Source organism: Chloroflexota bacterium, assembly GCA_020850535.1.
In the GTDB taxonomy this organism is placed as follows: Bacteria; Chloroflexota; UBA6077; order UBA6077; family JACCZL01; genus JADZEM01.
In genome coordinates this window covers 96,179-110,833 of the sequence record JADZEM010000116.1, presented here as the reverse complement: position 1 = coordinate 110,833, position 14,655 = coordinate 96,179, and the positions used below count along the sequence as shown (strand labels likewise).

Below are 14,655 nucleotides of genomic sequence, written 5' to 3'. Positions count from 1 at the left end.
GCACGACGCGCTCAACATACGATTGCACTGGTAGCAGCATCAGGGCGATTGCATGTTCATTGGTGTTCCTGAAGCATCATGGAACGGGCGGTCGGGGACTGAAGTCCCCGCCTACAGTCATTCAGTCGCTGCGCGACGGACGCAGGGAACGGCTGGGGCTGGCGAGCCTGGCGCGTCGCGCAGCGACTGCAGGATCGTAGGCGGGGCTTTCAAGCCCCGACGCGGCGGCACGACGACATCAACATGCAATCGCCCTGACGACCCCGCACGCATCCTTTCCCTTTCGACGTAACCGGGGGTATAGTCCCGTGTCCTGGCGAGGGGCGCGCCGTCCTGCTTGCATTCTCAGACATCCTCGCCAGCAGTAAGAGGTCGCCGTGGCACGAGAACTGGTCATCAACGGGACGCGAATCGACGATGACAGCCCGGCCTACGTCATCGCCGAGATCGGCCATAACCACCAGGGTGACGTGGGGAAGGCGAAGGAGCTGTTCGACCGCGCCCGGGAGTGCGGGGCGTCGGCGGTCAAGCTCCAGAAGCGCGACAACGAGACGCTGTTCACGCGGGAGGCGTACAACCGCCCGTACGAGAACGAGAACAGCTTCGGCCCGACCTACGGACTGCATCGGCAGGCGCTGGAGCTGACGGGCGACGACATGCGCGAGCTGAAAGCGTACGCCGAGGGCTTGAAGATCGACTTCTTCGCGACGCCGTTCGACATCCCGAGCGCGGACGTGCTCGAATCGCTGGGGGTGACGTTCTACAAGGCGGCCTCGGCGGACCTGACGAACACGCCGCTGCTGAAGCACATCGCCCGGTTCGGCAAGCCGATGCTCGTCAGCACGGGCGGCGCGACGCTCGAAGATGTGGACCGGGCGGTAGAGGCGATATTGCCGATCAACAGCCAGTTGTGCATCCTCCAGTGCACGGCGGCGTATCCGGCAGACTACGCCGAGCTCGACCTGGGCGTGATCCAGACGTTCCGCGAGCGGTACCCTGAGTGCGTGATCGGCTACTCGGGCCACGACAACAGCATCTCGATGCCGGTGGTGGCGTACATGCTGGGCGCGCGGGTGATCGAGAAGCACTTCACGCTGAACCGGGTGATGAAGGGCACGGATCACATCTTCTCGCTGGAGCCGCCCGGCCTGCGGCGGGTGGTGCGCGACCTGCAGCGTGCGCGCCTGGCCGTTGGCGACGGCGTGAAGAAGAAGCGGCCGAGCGAGTTCGCGCCGATGGTCAAGATGGCCAAGAGCCTGTACGCCGTGCGCGATCTGCCAGCCGGTCACGTCCTGACCGAGCAGGACATCGCGCTGAAATGCCCTGGCGGCGGGATGCCGCCGTATGAGCTGGACAACGTGATCGGGCGGCGGCTGGTGGTTGGCGTCTCCGAGGACGAGCCGCTGGCCCACGAGCATCTCGGGGCAACGGCCTCGCCGGTCGCTGCCAGCGTGGACGCGCGCTGAGGACGGCATTCGACCGTGAGTGAAGCACAGCCACTGGCCGGGCGGGTCGGCGTCGTCACGGGGGCGCTCGGCAAGCTCGGCCCGATCTGGATCGGCGGCCTGCTCGACGCCGGCGCGACGGTTGCCGGCGTCGACCTGGCAGGTGCGCCCGTCGCGGGCGAGTTCGAGACGCTGCAGGGGCAGTACGGCAAGGACCGGCTGCGCCTCTACCGCGCCGACGTGCGTGATCGCGCGCAGCTCGACGCCGCCCGCGACGCGATCCTCGCCGATCTCGGCGTGCCGCACGTGCTGGTGAACAACGCCGGGATCGATCAGCCGCCGAACACCGACGCTCCGCAGTACGAGATCGACGAGATCCCGCCGGACGTTTTCCAGCGCGTGCTGCAGGTGAACACGTTCGGGACGTTCCAGGTGTCCCAGGTCTTCGGCACCGAGATGGCGAAGGCTGGGCGCGGGTCCATCGTCAACATCGGCTCGATGTACGCCGTGATCTCGCCCGACATGCGCCTCTACGACCATCTCGGCTTCGATCCGCCGTTCTTGAAGCCGCCAGCCTACGGGGCGTCGAAGGCGGCCGTCTTGAACATGACGAAGTACCTGGCAGGGTTCTGGGGACCGCGGGGCGTCCGCGTCAATGCGCTCTCTCCGGGCGGCGTGCTGGGCGGCCAGGACGAGGAGTTCAAGGCGAAGCTCAACGCCAAGATCCCGCTGCGCCGGATGGCGGTTGCGAGCGATCTGGTCGGCCCGCTGGTCTTCCTGGCGTCGGACGCCTCGGCCTACGTGACGGGCATCAACCTCCAGGTGGACGGCGGTATCACCGTCTGGTAGGCGGGGCTTTCGGTCCCCGACGCGTGTGCATCGTGCCGATCTGCTGCACGAGGGAGTGTCGCGGTGGTGCTAGCGGGGACGCTCTTCTCGAACCATCTCGGTGAGCGGCGGCTGTACGACGGTGTCTCGCCGGTTCCCTGGCGGGTTGCCAGCTACGTCCTCGCTGCACGCGACGACGGCAGGGTGCTCGTCGTGGAAACGCCAGGTGTGGGCCGATGGGACCCACCGGGCGGCGAGGTCGAACCGGGCGAATCGGTGTTTGACGCTGCGATCCGGGAGTGCTGGGAGGAAACAGGGTATCGCTTCGTCGCTGCCGCCGACGACCCGCTCTGCATCCTTGAGTGGAACTTTCTCATGCACAGAGACCAGAGCTTCGTGCGCTCGCTGCAGTTGCTGTTTCACGGCTATGTCGATGGCGAACAAGACCCACAGTGGCGCCAGGATCAGGACGAGATCAGTGCGATTGCGTGGGAAGACCCGTCGACGATGGTGGAAGCGCGAACACACAAGCTGCTCTGGAAAGGTCTCCACGCAGCTGGCCTGCGAGTCTCGCCCGTGCATCCAGGTGTTCTGAACGCGGAGAAGGATGACTGATAACTCCTCTGGTACACTCCTTCGCCGGAGGGGACGACTATGCCTCGCGAGCGCACCCCCAGTATCGTCGGCCTGATCCCGGCCCGGGCCGGCTCCAAGCGCGTCAAGAACAAGAACATCAAGCCGCTGGCCGGCCACCCCGTCATCGCCTATACCATCGCGGCGGCGGTCGAGAGCGGTATCTTCGGCGAAGTGATCGTCTCGACGGACTCGCAGCAGTTCGCGGACATCGCCACGCACTACGGCGCGTCCGTGCCGTTCCTGCGGCCCGAGGAGTACGCCGGCGACCGCTCCCCCGACATCGAGTGGATCGAGTACACGCTCGGTCGGCTGCGCGACGAGGGCCGCAACTACGACTGCTTCGCGATTTTGCGCCCCACCAGCCCGTTCCGCAAGGCCCACACCATTCGTCGAGCCTGGGACACCTTCCTGGCTGAGGACGGCGTCGATTCGCTGCGGGCCGTCGAGAAGTGCAAGCAGCACCCCGGCAAGATGTGGGTGGTGCGTGGACACCGGATGTTCCCGCTGCTGCCCATCGGCCCGAAGGAGCAGCCCTGGCACAGCAGCCAGTACCCGACGCTCCCCGAGGTCTACATCCAGAACGCCAGTCTGGAGATCGCCTGGAGCCGGGTGATCTTCGAGAACCGGACCATCGCCGGCGACTCGTACGTGCCCTTCATCTCCGAGGGCGACGAGGGGTACGACGTCAACGACGTGGCCGACTGGATCTACGCCGAGTACCTGCTCTCGACCGGCGAGGCGAGCCTGCCGCCAGTCACGGCGACCCCGTACCCCGTCGATGTCTAGTCTCACTCGGGGCCACCGGTTGGCCCACTCATTCTGCGCCCATTCTGAGGAACCATCCGCATGACCGAGCTTGTCTATGTCCCGGCCGCCGAGTTGGAGCGCCTTCGCAGCCTCCGGGTTGGCGCGGTCGAGCGTGCCGCCATTTTCGCCGCTGCCTGCCGGATCAACGCGCTCTACATGATCGGTAAAGCCGGCTCCGGACACCTGGGGAGCACCTTCAGCAGCCTGGACATTCTCTCCTGGCTGCACCTGGAGGAGCTGCGGCTCGCGGACGAGCGCGAGACGCCGGTGGATCGTTTTTTCAGCTCCAAGGGCCACGACGTGCCGGCCCTGTACTCGGTGCTGATCGGGCTGGGGCGGCTGCCGTTCGAGAGCATCCACACGCTGCGGCGGCTCGACGGCCTGCCGGGCCACCCGGACATCGACACACCGGGGATCTTCGCCAACACCGGCTCGCTCGGCATGGGCATCTCGAAGGCGAAAGGCTTCGTGCAGGCGAACCGGCTGCAAGGTCGGAACGGCGAGGTCTATGTCCTGACCGGCGACGGCGAGCTACAGGAAGGCCAGTTCTGGGAGTCCCTGCCCGGCGCCGTGAACCACGGCCTCCACGAGATCACCGTGATCGTGGATCACAACAAGGTGCAGTCTGACACGCTGGTGGAGCGCGTCAACAGCCTGGGCGACCTGGTCGGGAAGCTGCGGGCCTACGGCTGGGCCGTGGACCGCTGCGACGGCCACAATCTGGCCGACTTCAAGCGGGCGCTGACGGCCGTGCGCGCCGAGCGCAACAAGCCGAAGATCATCGTGGCCGACACGATCAAGGGGCGCGGCGTCTCGTTTGCCGAGCACACGGCGATGGCTCCGACCGACCGCCTCTACAAATTCCACAGCGGCGCGCCGGCCCCCGATGTCCACGAGAAGATGGCCGACGAGCTGATCGCTACCGCCAACCGGCTCCTCCGCGAAGCCGGGCAGGCCGAGCTGGCGCTGGAGTCGGCGCCGTTCCCCGACCGCCCGGCCCCGGGCACGGTGCAGCGGATGGTGCCGGCCTACTCGAAGGCACTGGTGGCGGCTGCCGCCAACGACCCGAAGATCGTCGCGCTCGACGCCGACCTCGTGCTGGACACTGGCCTGCTCGAATTCGAGGAGCGGTTCACGGATCGCTTCATCGAGTGCGGCATCGCCGAGCAGGACATGGTCTCCCAGGCCAGCGGCCTGGCGCTGGCCGGCATGCTGCCGGTCTGCCACTCGTTCGCCTGCTTCCTCTCGACGCGTCCGAACGAGCAGATCTACAACCAGTCCACCGAGCGCACGAAGGTCGTGTACGTCGGGTCGCTGGCGGGCGTGGTGCCGGGCGGTCCGGGCCACTCGCATCAGTCGGTCCGCGACATCGCGACGCTGGCGTCGGTGCCGGGCCTGATCCTGATCGAGCCGTCCTGCGAGGCCGAGACGACATTGGCGACCGAGTTTGCGCTGACCCAGGCGCGGCACTCGGTCTACCTGCGCCTCGTCTCGATCCCCTGCACGATCCCGTACACGCTGCCGGACGACTATGAGTTTGTCGAGGGGCGCGGCGTGGCCCTGACCGGGGGCAAGGACGCGGTGCTCGTCGGGTACGGCCCGGTCCTGCTGCCGCAGGCGGTCGAGGCGGCCCGCCTGCTCGCCGAGCGCGGCATCGGCCTGAAGGTCGTCAACCTGCCGTGGCTGAACCGCATCGACTCGGAGTGGCTGCGGCAGACGGTGGATGGCTACCCGCTGCTGGTGACCCTGGACAACCACTACGTCTGGGGCGGCCAGGGCGAGTACCTGCTCAGCCAGGTGTCGCGGTTCGGCCTGCCGACGCCGCCGCGCGGCCTGCCGCTGGGCATCCGCTCGATCCCGGCCTGCGGCACCAACGACGAGGTGCTGCGCTACCACGGCCTGGACGCCCGGAGCCTCGCGGACACCATCGCGTCGTCGCTCGGCCACCGCTCCTGAACTGGCAACGGTCGTAGGACGAGGCGCTCACCCCCCGGCCCCCGGCCCCCGGAGGCCGGGGGGTGAGCGCCCTTCCTCGTCGGCAAGGACTCTCCCACCTGGGGCGCCGCCACGGAGGTTGCCGCCCTACGCAGCCCGGGACTCTGGCTCCGCCAGGTGCGCCGGCGTGACTGCTGCCCCTACTGGTGTCCGCGACGCCTGCCGCAGCCCCAGGCCGAACAGCGGGAACAGGAAGACCGAGACCAGTCCCGCGCCGACCAGCGCCGCCGCGTTCTCGGGCAGCATCCGGTTCGTCTCCACACCGATCTCGCAGATCGCGACGACCAGCGGCAGCGCCGTGGACGTGAAGAGGCCGAACGCGACCCGGTCGCGCCCGCGAAGCTCGCGTCGGTAGAGCAGCGCGGGCAGCCCTCGGCAGACCAGGAACAGGGCCAGGAAGACCGGCAGTCGCAGGATCGCCGTCGGGCTGTCGAACAGGGCCGCCACGTCGAACTTCATGCCGCTGACCACGAAGAAGATCGGCACGAAGAAGCCGAACCCGAGACCGTCCAGCTTGTCGCGCAGCGCTTCGGCCGCCTCGCCGCGCGCCACCAGCCCGACGACCATGCCGGCTGCGAACGCCCCGAGGATCATGTCCAGACCCAGCACACCGGCCAGCAACGTCAGCGCCAGCAGCACCAGCACCGAGAGACGGACTGGCAACTGCGCGCTGGCGTGCATCGTCCGGTTCAGCAGCCTGACGATTCTCGGCGGGTGGTAGCGCAGACCGACGAACGCCACCAGCACGGCCACGGCTGCGAACCCGACCAGCAGCACGCTTTGCACCAGGCTGGTGTGCTCTCGCGTGAGCAGAACGGAGATCATCAGGATCGGGCCAAGCTCGCCGAGCGTGCCGGCCGCCAGCACCAGGGTGCCGAATCGCGTGTCGAGATCGCCGGAATCGCGGAGGATCGGCACCAGCGTTCCGAGCGCCGTCGTCGAGAGCACGATGCCGATCAGCAGGCCCGAAACGATGAAGCCGACGCTCTGGAGCGCTGTGCCGATCCCGAGCGCCAGGCCGATCGACACGAGCCAGCCTACCGTCGCAAGCTTCAGCGGCTGGCCGCGCACCCGCCCGAAGTCCAGCTCCAGGCCGGCGATGAAGAACAGGAATGCCATGCCGAGCGTTCCGAACAGGCCGAGCAGCGGATTGGGCGTGACGAACCCGAGCAGGTGTGGCCCGAGCGTGATCCCGAGCGCCGTCTCGACCACGACGGCCGGCAGACGCAGTCGCGGCGGAAGGTCAACGATGACCGGCGCGAGCACCGCCGCCGCGATCACCAGGACGAGAGACGCCAACTGCTCCTGACCGTTCATTGCATCGCCACCTCACAGCCGTGCCTTGCGGCTGCCAAAGACCGTGCACGCCGTCATCGGCGTCGGCGAGCGCAACTGCTCACCGGTCAGGACAACGAGATATGAGGTGCGGACGTGACGAACGTCGCCCCCAGACGGGCGTCTCAGGCAGGGTCGGGCGGCAGCGGGCGGCTCCAGCGGGGCGCTCGCTGGAGCAGGTGGTACGGCCGGCGCCGGTTCTGGAGGGCGTCCAGCAGGCAGATGTAGCGCCCCGTCAGTAGGTTGCACCAGTCGCGGCCGTTCAGGCCCAGGATCGTGCGTGACGAGTTGATCCGCAGGCCGGTCGCCTTCTGGAACGCGCCCCAGGCCTTCTTGCGCGCCTTCCAGAGCAGATCGGGCGGGGCGTACTGGCCCCACTTCTCGGCGTAGAGGTTGACGTAGCCAAGCTGGCGGGCGCGCTGCTCCCCGCTGGCCGCCGAGCCGTCTGCCCAGGCCCGGTAGTGGTGGATGCCGACGGCCTTCGTGTAGGCCACGTCCCAGCCATCGAACAGGATCTTCGCCGTCAGGTCAGGGTCGATGCCGTAGTCGCGGAAGCGCTCGCTGAAGCCGCCGACCTGCTGGAGCGCGTGCGTCCGCAGCATCCCCTGGTTGACGTTCAGGATGCCGATGGACGACACCGCCCCCAGGTACGGCGCTTCGGTGAACGGCCCTTCGACATCCTTCACCTTTACGCCGACCATCCCGACCTTCGGCATGTGGTCGAGGATGTCTACCGCACGGTCCAGCCCGTGATTCACGATCTTGTTGTCGTCTGAGATCCAGACGACGTACGGTGTGGTGAGCGCCATGAAGACGTCGTTGTACGCGCGCGCCTGGCCGAGCTTCCTGCCGACCAGGATCGGCACCAGCCGATCCGAGGCGATGGACTGCAGGTACTCGACGGTGCCATCCGTGGAACCGGCATCGGACACGTAGACGATGGTCGGCGTCCGTGTCTGGGCAACGATACTGTCGATGCAGATCTTGAGACTGTCGAGGCGGTTGTAGGTGCCAAGCACGACGGCGAGTTTGACAGAAGGATCGACAGGCGACAGCGTCAACGGCGCAGCATTCATGCTTCGATGGCTTCCTGATAGAGGGCTTGCTGCTCCGCCGTCAGTGGCGCGCCGCCCACCGCCCGGTAGCAGGCGATGAACGTCTGGGCCGCTTTCGGCCAGGAGAATCGGGCGAGGGCGGCCGGCGCGGCCCGTCTGGCGGCCTTGAGCGAGTCTGGATCGCGTTCGGCCCGCAGCAGGGCATCGACGATCGAATCCACGTCGCTGCCGTCGAAGTAGAGCGCAGCGTCGCCGGCCACCTCCGGCAGGCAGGTCGCCCGCGACGACACCACCGGCAACTCGTACTCCAGGGCTTCGATCACTGGCAGCCCCAGCCCCTCGAACAGCGATGGGAACACCAGCAGCGACGCGGACTTGAAGATGGCCGCCAACGTGTCGGCCGGCACCGACTCCAGCAGGAAGACCTGACGTTGCAGGTTGAACCGCTCGACGCCGGCCAGCAGCTCCGGCCAGTACGGTTCGTACTGGCGGCCGGTGCAGACCAGCGGCAGCGTCAGGCCGTGGCGGTCGCGCAGGATCGCCAGGGCCTCGAACAGCCGCAGATGGTTCTTGTGCGGGAAGCTCATCGCCGGGTAGAACGCGAACTTGCTCGGCAGCCCGTACTGCTTGCGGACCTTCTCGACATCGCGCGGGCCGGGCATGGTCGGCGTCACCCAGGGGCCGCGTGGGATCACGGCGATCCGCTCGGCCGGGATCTTGTACTGCTCGATGATGTCGCGCTTCGTCCAGCGTGTCGCCGTGACGACCAGCGTCGCCTGCTCGCACCCCTCACGGTACAGCTGGTCGCGCCACTCCCACTCGCCCGGCTTGAAGAACTCTGGATAGTGACGGTGCTGCAAGTCCCACGGCTCGTACAGGAACGGCAGCGTGGTGCCGAAGCGGACGCCGTAGGCGAAATGCACCACCGAGACCCCGCGGGAGTGCAGGAAGGCGTCCGACTGGCGGGCGTTCGGGTTGCGGGCCATCGCGCGGCGGGCCTGCCACCAGCTCCAGTGCAGGGCGTCCACACCCGGCCCGAGCGCGCCGGCCCGCGCCTGCCACCGCGACCAGCGCCGCGTCATGCTGCGGTATGGCGCGTACGCCTTCTGCGGGAAGGGCCAGGGGACGACCTGGAGCTTGCCGGCCGCCAGCTTCTCCATCGACGGCGCGTACTTGACCGTCGAGAGCAGCAGATAGCGCTCCTCCAGCGGCAGCTCGCTGAGGTAGGTGATCAGCCCCTGGAGCGCTGACTCGACGCCGCCGGCGTTGGCCGGGTTCACCTGGGCGTTGATCGCCACCGTCAGCGGACTCTGGCCCGTCGGGGGACTCTGGCCCGTGCTGCCGCCCGGTGGGGTGCTCACGATTTGACCAGCTCCAGGCAGCACACCGCGCGCGCGGCGGCGGCGCCGTCCGGGGCCGGCTCCTTGCTGGCGTGGACGTTGAAGTAGTGAGCGTCGGCGCAGGCCTCGGCAGTCGTGACCTGCCAGCCGGCCGGCCCATGCGCGAAGTACGCCTCGCTGACCAGCGCGCCGCCGAACCGCCCGACGATCCGCCCGATCCCGTCACGGTCGAACTGCTGCAGCCAGCCGTGGTCTTCGGCTTTGCCGAAGGGCACCGTCAGCAGCAGCGTGCCGCCCGGCTTCAGGACGCGGCGCAACTCGTCCAGGGCCGGCTGGTAGCCGGACAGGTTGTGCTCGGCGAAGCGGGCATCCTCGGAGTAGAGCTGCGTGTTGTCCAGGCCGATGTGCTCCAGCGTGCTGATGCATACCACGGTATCAAACACGGCGTCGCGCAGCATCAGATTGCGGAGGTCGTCGAACAGGTACGAGACGTTGGCGGCGTGGGCCATGTGGGCGGGGGGCGCGAGTGTCACCACCACCAGCTTCTTGGCCGCCACGGACGCCAGCTCCAGTGTAAACGGATAGCTGAGCGTCGAGCCGGCGTCGAGCAGCGTGCCCGGGCCGTCAGGCAGCCGCGAGAGCACCCACGGATACTCAACCACGCGCTCGTCGAGCTTGCTGCCGTAGCCCTCGGGGAGCGGCTCGCCGCCGCGGAACCGACGCATCAGGTCAGGGTCGTTGAGGGCCTTGACGGTCACCTCACGCCGATACCGCCCGTAGCCCTCGCTCCAGGGCACGCGCCCGCCTGCGAGATACAGCTCGACGGGGGAGGGCGGGGGAGGGGTCGGGCGGACCTGCTCCTTGACCTCGTGCGCGAGGCGTCGCACGACGCGTCGCGCCCCACGCGCCAGCCGCCTACCGTCCATCGTCGTGGAGCCCGTAGGTCTCGGCCGGGTAGATGAACGGCGAGCCGCGCAGGATGCCGTCACAGATGATGTCCAGGCCCGGCTGCTTGCCGGGCAGCAGATCGTCCAGCGAGTCGATGGCGACGCGGAACGGCGGAACGGCTTTGGTGGGGACCATCGCCGGCACCGGCACCATCCGTCGGAAGAAGAAGTGAAAGGCGTACTGGCGGGCCCGTTCGATCTGCTCGGGCGGCATCCGGCCCGCGAGCGGCAGCGTGTCGAGGATGCCGAAATAGTCGTCTGGGGACGAGGCGTCCAGGGTGATGCCCTTGTTTCGGATCCAGGCCTCGCCCGCCACGATGGTCGGGATGCCGGACGAGGTCAGCTCGACGCCCGTCTTGGTGCCGTAGATGATGGCCGCGTTCACGGTCGCCACGGCGGCGTAGGTCGAGATCTGCGACTCGGGCGGGATGATGAAGACGTTCGGCGGCAGGTCTGGGAACGCCTTCTCGATCTCCGGCACCAGGGGCTGCCGCGAGCGGGCTGTCCCTCGGATCTCGGCGGGATGCACCCGAATCAGCAGCTGGAGATCGGGACGGCCCTTGAACCACTCGATGGTGCGGAGCACCCAGTCCAGCATGCTCGGGAAGGCGTTGGCCGGGTAGTGCAGCTGGGCGTCCCACATCACGTTGGTGAGCAGCCCAACGATCGGCTTCTTGAGATCCAGGCCGACCTCGCGGGCATACGCCGCGAAATCCTCGTCTGGCTCGTCGTGGAACCAGATCCAGTCCCGCGAGCCCGACCACCGACTCTTCAGGTACGCCTGAATCTGGGCTTCGAGCGCCGGCGTCCACGCCATCGTGTCCCAGGCTTCGGTTGGCTCGGCCATCAGCGTGTGGTGATAGGTGTCGCCGTGGCTGAAGATGAAGCAGGAGGTGCGGTAGGCCGGGTTCCAGTTGGCAACCCGCACGCCGAGCCGCCGGCAGACCTCCCCGAGGACGCCCTGCGGCACGTACAGCCCGTGGTTGAACGCGGCGATCTGGATGCCTTCCTGCTGGATCAACCGGGTTGAGGCGGCGGCCATCAGGATCGAGGCTTCCAGGTAGCGGCGCAGGACCGGCTCGCCCAGCGCCTCAGCTTCCAGGTCGCCCCGCGCGAAGTAGCGGAGCGCGCCAGCGTAGGCGTGCTCGCCGATGTTCAGGCCATTCCAGGCGAAGTCCCGGATCTCGCCGATGGGGGTCTCGTTCGCGATGCGACGGGCCTCGTGTTTCTCAGCCCGCGACGCCAGCGCCCCGACCCGGTGGTCGCTCAGGCCGAGCGGCGCGAAGTTGTAGCGGCCGGTGGCGAAACAGCCATCGCAGAGGCGGTCCGGCAACTGGTAGTCCACCAGCACGCGCGGGTCTGGCACGTCCGTGTACTCGGCCCGCTGGCAGCCGGGCAGGGCGCGGTCGCAGAGCAGGGTGTGCACGCGCGCGCCCCGCAGGGTCAGCGCCACAGACAGCATACTCTCGAACACCGAGCCGGCGCCGTACCCGCCGACCGTGCTGGCGACCAGCACCGGCGGGCCGCCGGCCGCGCGCCGCCGGGCAGCGTCCCACTGCTCGCGGTTGGCGGCCAGGATCTGTTGCCAGTCCGGGAAGCGCGGATCGTGCGCTGTCGGCACACCCTTGCGTCGGCGTCCCAGCGCCCGGGCGACAGCGGTCCGCGCTCGGCGGATGATCGGGTTCACGAGCGGCCTCGCGGCGGCCGATCCGCGCGACAGGCCGGTCCTGAATCGAGCGAGTTCACCAGCAAGGAGCGTCTACCTACGGCTTTCGGTCTGGAATCGCGCAGAGGATGATAGGACATGGCCGACGTACCGGCCGAACCGGCCACGATCGGGGAAGACGGTAGCAGGCCGCAACGATGGCTCCCAGGTCAGTCTGGCGTTCGGTGGTCGGGGCGGCGGTACAGGCAGTGCGCGAAGAGGGGCTGGCCGCTCTCGGCGTCGTCGATCTGATTCTTGAAGCCGGCCAGCCGCAGGCCGCACCCGGCGAGCAGGGTGTGGACTTCCTCGAAGAGCGGCTGGTTCTCGTAGACGGCGACGAAGGCCATCTCGATCAGCACGACGGATGCCGCCGAGAAGAGCGCGCGCCCGCCCCGGATCACCCGGTCCTCGACGCCCTGGACGTCGATCTTGACCAGGATGTCGCGTTCGAGCGAGTCTGCTGGCAGCACGTCGTCGAGGCGCGCCACCTGGACGGCGGTGGCCGTCGCGCGCTCGGTCTCGGGGAAGGCGCGGCGGGACACGGCGCTCACTTCGAGCAGCGAAGAGGCCGGCGCATACTCGTTGCTGTAGAACGTCGCCTCGCCAGCGCGATCGGAGAGCGCCAGTTGATGCAGCGTGACGTTTGGCATCTCCCGCTTCAGCGCGGCGAGCTTCGGCTGGCAGCCGGGCAGCGGCTCGAACGCGTGCACGGCGGCCGGGCGAAAGAACTCGTTCAGGTAGCGGGCGTAGACGCCGTCGTTCGCGCCGATGTCTACGACGGTCCGGATGGTCGAGGTGGCGCGCACCCACGTCCAGATGTCCCACTGTGCCACGCCAGCCGTTGGCGGCGGGGCCGGCACCAGCGAATAGCCGTACCGACGCGCGCGCCGCTGCAGCAGCTTCAACAGCCAGCGGCGGCGCGCTGGCGACACCAGCCGACCGACCGGCAGCCGGCCCAGTCGATCCAGCAAGGCGTCAGCGGTCATGAACGCCCAGCTCCTCGGCCGGGTAGATGAACGGCGAGCCGTTCAGGATGCCGTCGCAGATGATGTCCAGCCCGGCGTGCCGCCCAGGCAGCAGGTCGCCGAGCGATTCGAGCGCCACGCGGTAGGGCGGCCACGCGCCGGTCACCTCCATGAACTCCAGCGGGACCATCCGCCGGAAGAAGAAATGGTAGGCGTACTTGCGGGCGCGGGCGACCTGTTCGGCCGGCATCCGCGCGGCCAGTGGCAGGCCGTCGAGGATCTCGAAGTAGCCGGCCGCCGAGCTGGCGTCGAGGGTCAGCCCCTTGTTCCGAATCCAGGCCTCGCCGGCCACGATCACGGGAATACCCATCGAGGTCAGCTCGACGCCGGTCTTGGTGCCGAAGATGATGACGGCGTTCGCCTGGGCCATCGCGGCGTAGGTCGAGACCTGTGACTCTGGCGGGATGATGAAGACGTTGGGCGGGAGCGTCGGGAATGCCCGCGCGATCTCGTCCACCAGCGGCTGGCGCGAGCGTGCCGTGCCCCGCAGCTCGGCGGGGTGGACCCGCAGCAGCAGCTGGAGGTCTGGCCGCCGCTCGAAGTACCGGATCGTCTCGATCACCCAGGCGAGCATAGTCGGGAAGGCGTTGGCACGGTAGTGCAGTTGCGCGTCCCAGATGACGTTGGAGAGCATCCCGACGATCGGCTTCCCGAGGTCCAGCCCGATCTCGGCGGCGTACTTCGCAAAGTCCTCGTCTGGACGGTCGTGGAACCAGATCCAGTCACGCGAGCCGGACCAGCGGCTCTTGAGGTAGTTCAGGATCTGCTCTTCCATCTGGGCGGTCCAGGGCATCGTGTCCCACGACTCCGTCGGCTCGTCCAACAGGGTGTGGTGGTAGGTGTCGTGTAGGCTGAAGATGAAGCAGTTGCTGCGGTAGGCCGGGTTCCAGGTCGAGACGCGCACGCCAAGCTGCCGCGCGACGGCGCTGCTGACGCCCTGGGGCACGTAGATGCCGTGGTGCATACAGGCGGCCTCGAATCGGCGGGTGGCGAGCAGCGAGCGGGTCACGCTGGCGGCCTGCAACGAGGCCTCGAAGTAGCGGCGCAGCACGCTCTCGCCGTACGGCTCGTCGTCCAGGTCGCCCCGCGCGAAGTAGCGGAGCGCCCCGGCGTAGGCCTGCTCCCCGATGGGCAGCCCGTCCACGATGGCGCCAGGGATCGCCTCGTAGGGCGTCGAGTCGGCCAGTGCGCGGCAGGCCCGCTGCTCGTCCGGCGAGAGCAGCTCCGAGAATCGGTGGTGCGGCAGCCCGAGCGGCCCGTAAACGTGCTCGCCGATGGGGTAGCAACTGCCGCACAGCTTCTCTGGCAGCTCGTAGCGAGAGAAGACGCCGGGATCGAGGACGTTGTCCGCCTGCGCTCGCAGGCACGCCGGCATGACCTTGTCGCAGACGAGCGTGTGGACGCGTGCGCCGCGCAGCGTCAGCGCCACGGCCAGGACGCTCTCGACGACCGTGGCCGGCGAGTGCCCGCCGACGTTCGTGGCGAGCAGCACGCCCGGGCCGGCCTGAGCCTGAGCTTTCGCGCGCTCCCAGAGGGC

Annotated in this window: 12 protein-coding genes; 5 read left to right on the top strand and 7 right to left on the bottom strand. The window is 68.4% G+C overall.

Annotation, left to right across the window (positions count from 1 at the left end):
* Positions 1-377 precede the first annotated feature (377 nt).
* From IT306_16250 to IT306_16230, 5 genes are all read left to right on the top strand, one after another.
* Positions 378-1,466, top strand: a complete 1,089-nt coding sequence (locus IT306_16250; protein MCC7369979.1) for an N-acetylneuraminate synthase family protein — start codon at positions 378-380, stop codon at positions 1,464-1,466.
* 15 nt (positions 1,467-1,481) lie between these two features.
* Complete coding sequence (locus tag IT306_16245) at positions 1,482-2,294, top strand: SDR family oxidoreductase (GenBank protein ID MCC7369978.1); 813 nt, start codon at positions 1,482-1,484, stop codon at positions 2,292-2,294.
* A 63-nt stretch (positions 2,295-2,357) separates the two neighbouring features.
* Positions 2,358-2,888 carry an NUDIX hydrolase gene (locus IT306_16240; GenBank protein ID MCC7369977.1) on the top strand — a complete coding sequence of 177 codons (531 nt, stop codon included), beginning with the start codon at positions 2,358-2,360 and terminating at the stop codon, positions 2,886-2,888.
* A 39-nt stretch (positions 2,889-2,927) separates the two neighbouring features.
* Positions 2,928-3,695, top strand: coding sequence for an acylneuraminate cytidylyltransferase family protein (locus tag IT306_16235; GenBank protein MCC7369976.1), 768 nt, complete (start codon positions 2,928-2,930; stop codon positions 3,693-3,695).
* Positions 3,696-3,755: 60 nt separating this feature from the next.
* Entirely contained in the window at positions 3,756-5,672 is a 1,917-nt protein-coding gene (locus IT306_16230; protein MCC7369975.1) for a transketolase, read from the top strand.
* 126 nt (positions 5,673-5,798) lie between these two features.
* Here IT306_16230 and IT306_16225 read toward each other — a convergent pair whose 3' ends face one another.
* The 7 genes from IT306_16225 to IT306_16195 form a co-directional block, all read right to left on the bottom strand.
* On the bottom strand, positions 5,799-7,028 hold the full coding sequence (locus tag IT306_16225) for a cation:proton antiporter (GenBank protein ID MCC7369974.1): 1,230 nt from the start codon (positions 7,026-7,028) through the stop codon (positions 5,799-5,801).
* 143 nt (positions 7,029-7,171) lie between these two features.
* Entirely contained in the window at positions 7,172-8,122 is a 951-nt protein-coding gene (locus tag IT306_16220; protein ID MCC7369973.1) for a glycosyltransferase, read from the bottom strand.
* Entirely contained in the window at positions 8,119-9,462 is a 1,344-nt protein-coding gene (locus IT306_16215) for a glycosyltransferase family 4 protein (GenBank protein ID MCC7369972.1), read from the bottom strand. The genes IT306_16220 and IT306_16215 overlap by 4 nt, the downstream gene beginning before the upstream one ends.
* Positions 9,459-10,328, bottom strand: a complete 870-nt coding sequence (locus IT306_16210) for a class I SAM-dependent methyltransferase (GenBank protein MCC7369971.1) — start codon at positions 10,326-10,328, stop codon at positions 9,459-9,461. The genes IT306_16215 and IT306_16210 overlap by 4 nt, the downstream gene beginning before the upstream one ends.
* Positions 10,329-10,356: 28 nt before the next feature.
* Positions 10,357-12,030, bottom strand: a complete 1,674-nt coding sequence (locus IT306_16205) for a capsule biosynthesis protein (GenBank protein MCC7369970.1) — start codon at positions 12,028-12,030, stop codon at positions 10,357-10,359.
* A gap of 233 nt (positions 12,031-12,263) precedes the next feature.
* The gene (locus IT306_16200) at positions 12,264-13,079 is read right to left on the bottom strand and encodes an FkbM family methyltransferase (GenBank protein ID MCC7369969.1); all 816 of its coding nucleotides are present in this window, start codon (positions 13,077-13,079) and stop codon (positions 12,264-12,266) included.
* Entirely contained in the window at positions 13,069-14,547 is a 1,479-nt protein-coding gene (locus IT306_16195; GenBank protein ID MCC7369968.1) for a capsular biosynthesis protein, read from the bottom strand. The genes IT306_16200 and IT306_16195 overlap by 11 nt, the downstream gene beginning before the upstream one ends.
* Between the last annotated feature and the right edge of the window lie 108 nt (positions 14,548-14,655).

Bases quoted from the DNA above. Each gene is read 5' to 3' on its own strand.
- IT306_16230 (MCC7369975.1), top strand. From the start codon at position 3,756: ATGACCGAGCTTGTCTATGTCCCGGCCGCCGAGTTGGAGCGCCTTCGC.
- IT306_16235 (MCC7369976.1), top strand. From the start codon at position 2,928: ATGCCTCGCGAGCGCACCCCCAGTATCGTCGGCCTGATCCCGGCCCGG.
- IT306_16200 (MCC7369969.1), bottom strand. From the start codon at position 13,079: ATGACCGCTGACGCCTTGCTGGATCGACTGGGCCGGCTGCCGGTCGGT.
- IT306_16225 (MCC7369974.1), bottom strand. From the start codon at position 7,028: ATGAACGGTCAGGAGCAGTTGGCGTCTCTCGTCCTGGTGATCGCGGCG.
- IT306_16220 (MCC7369973.1), bottom strand. From the start codon at position 8,122: ATGAATGCTGCGCCGTTGACGCTGTCGCCTGTCGATCCTTCTGTCAAA.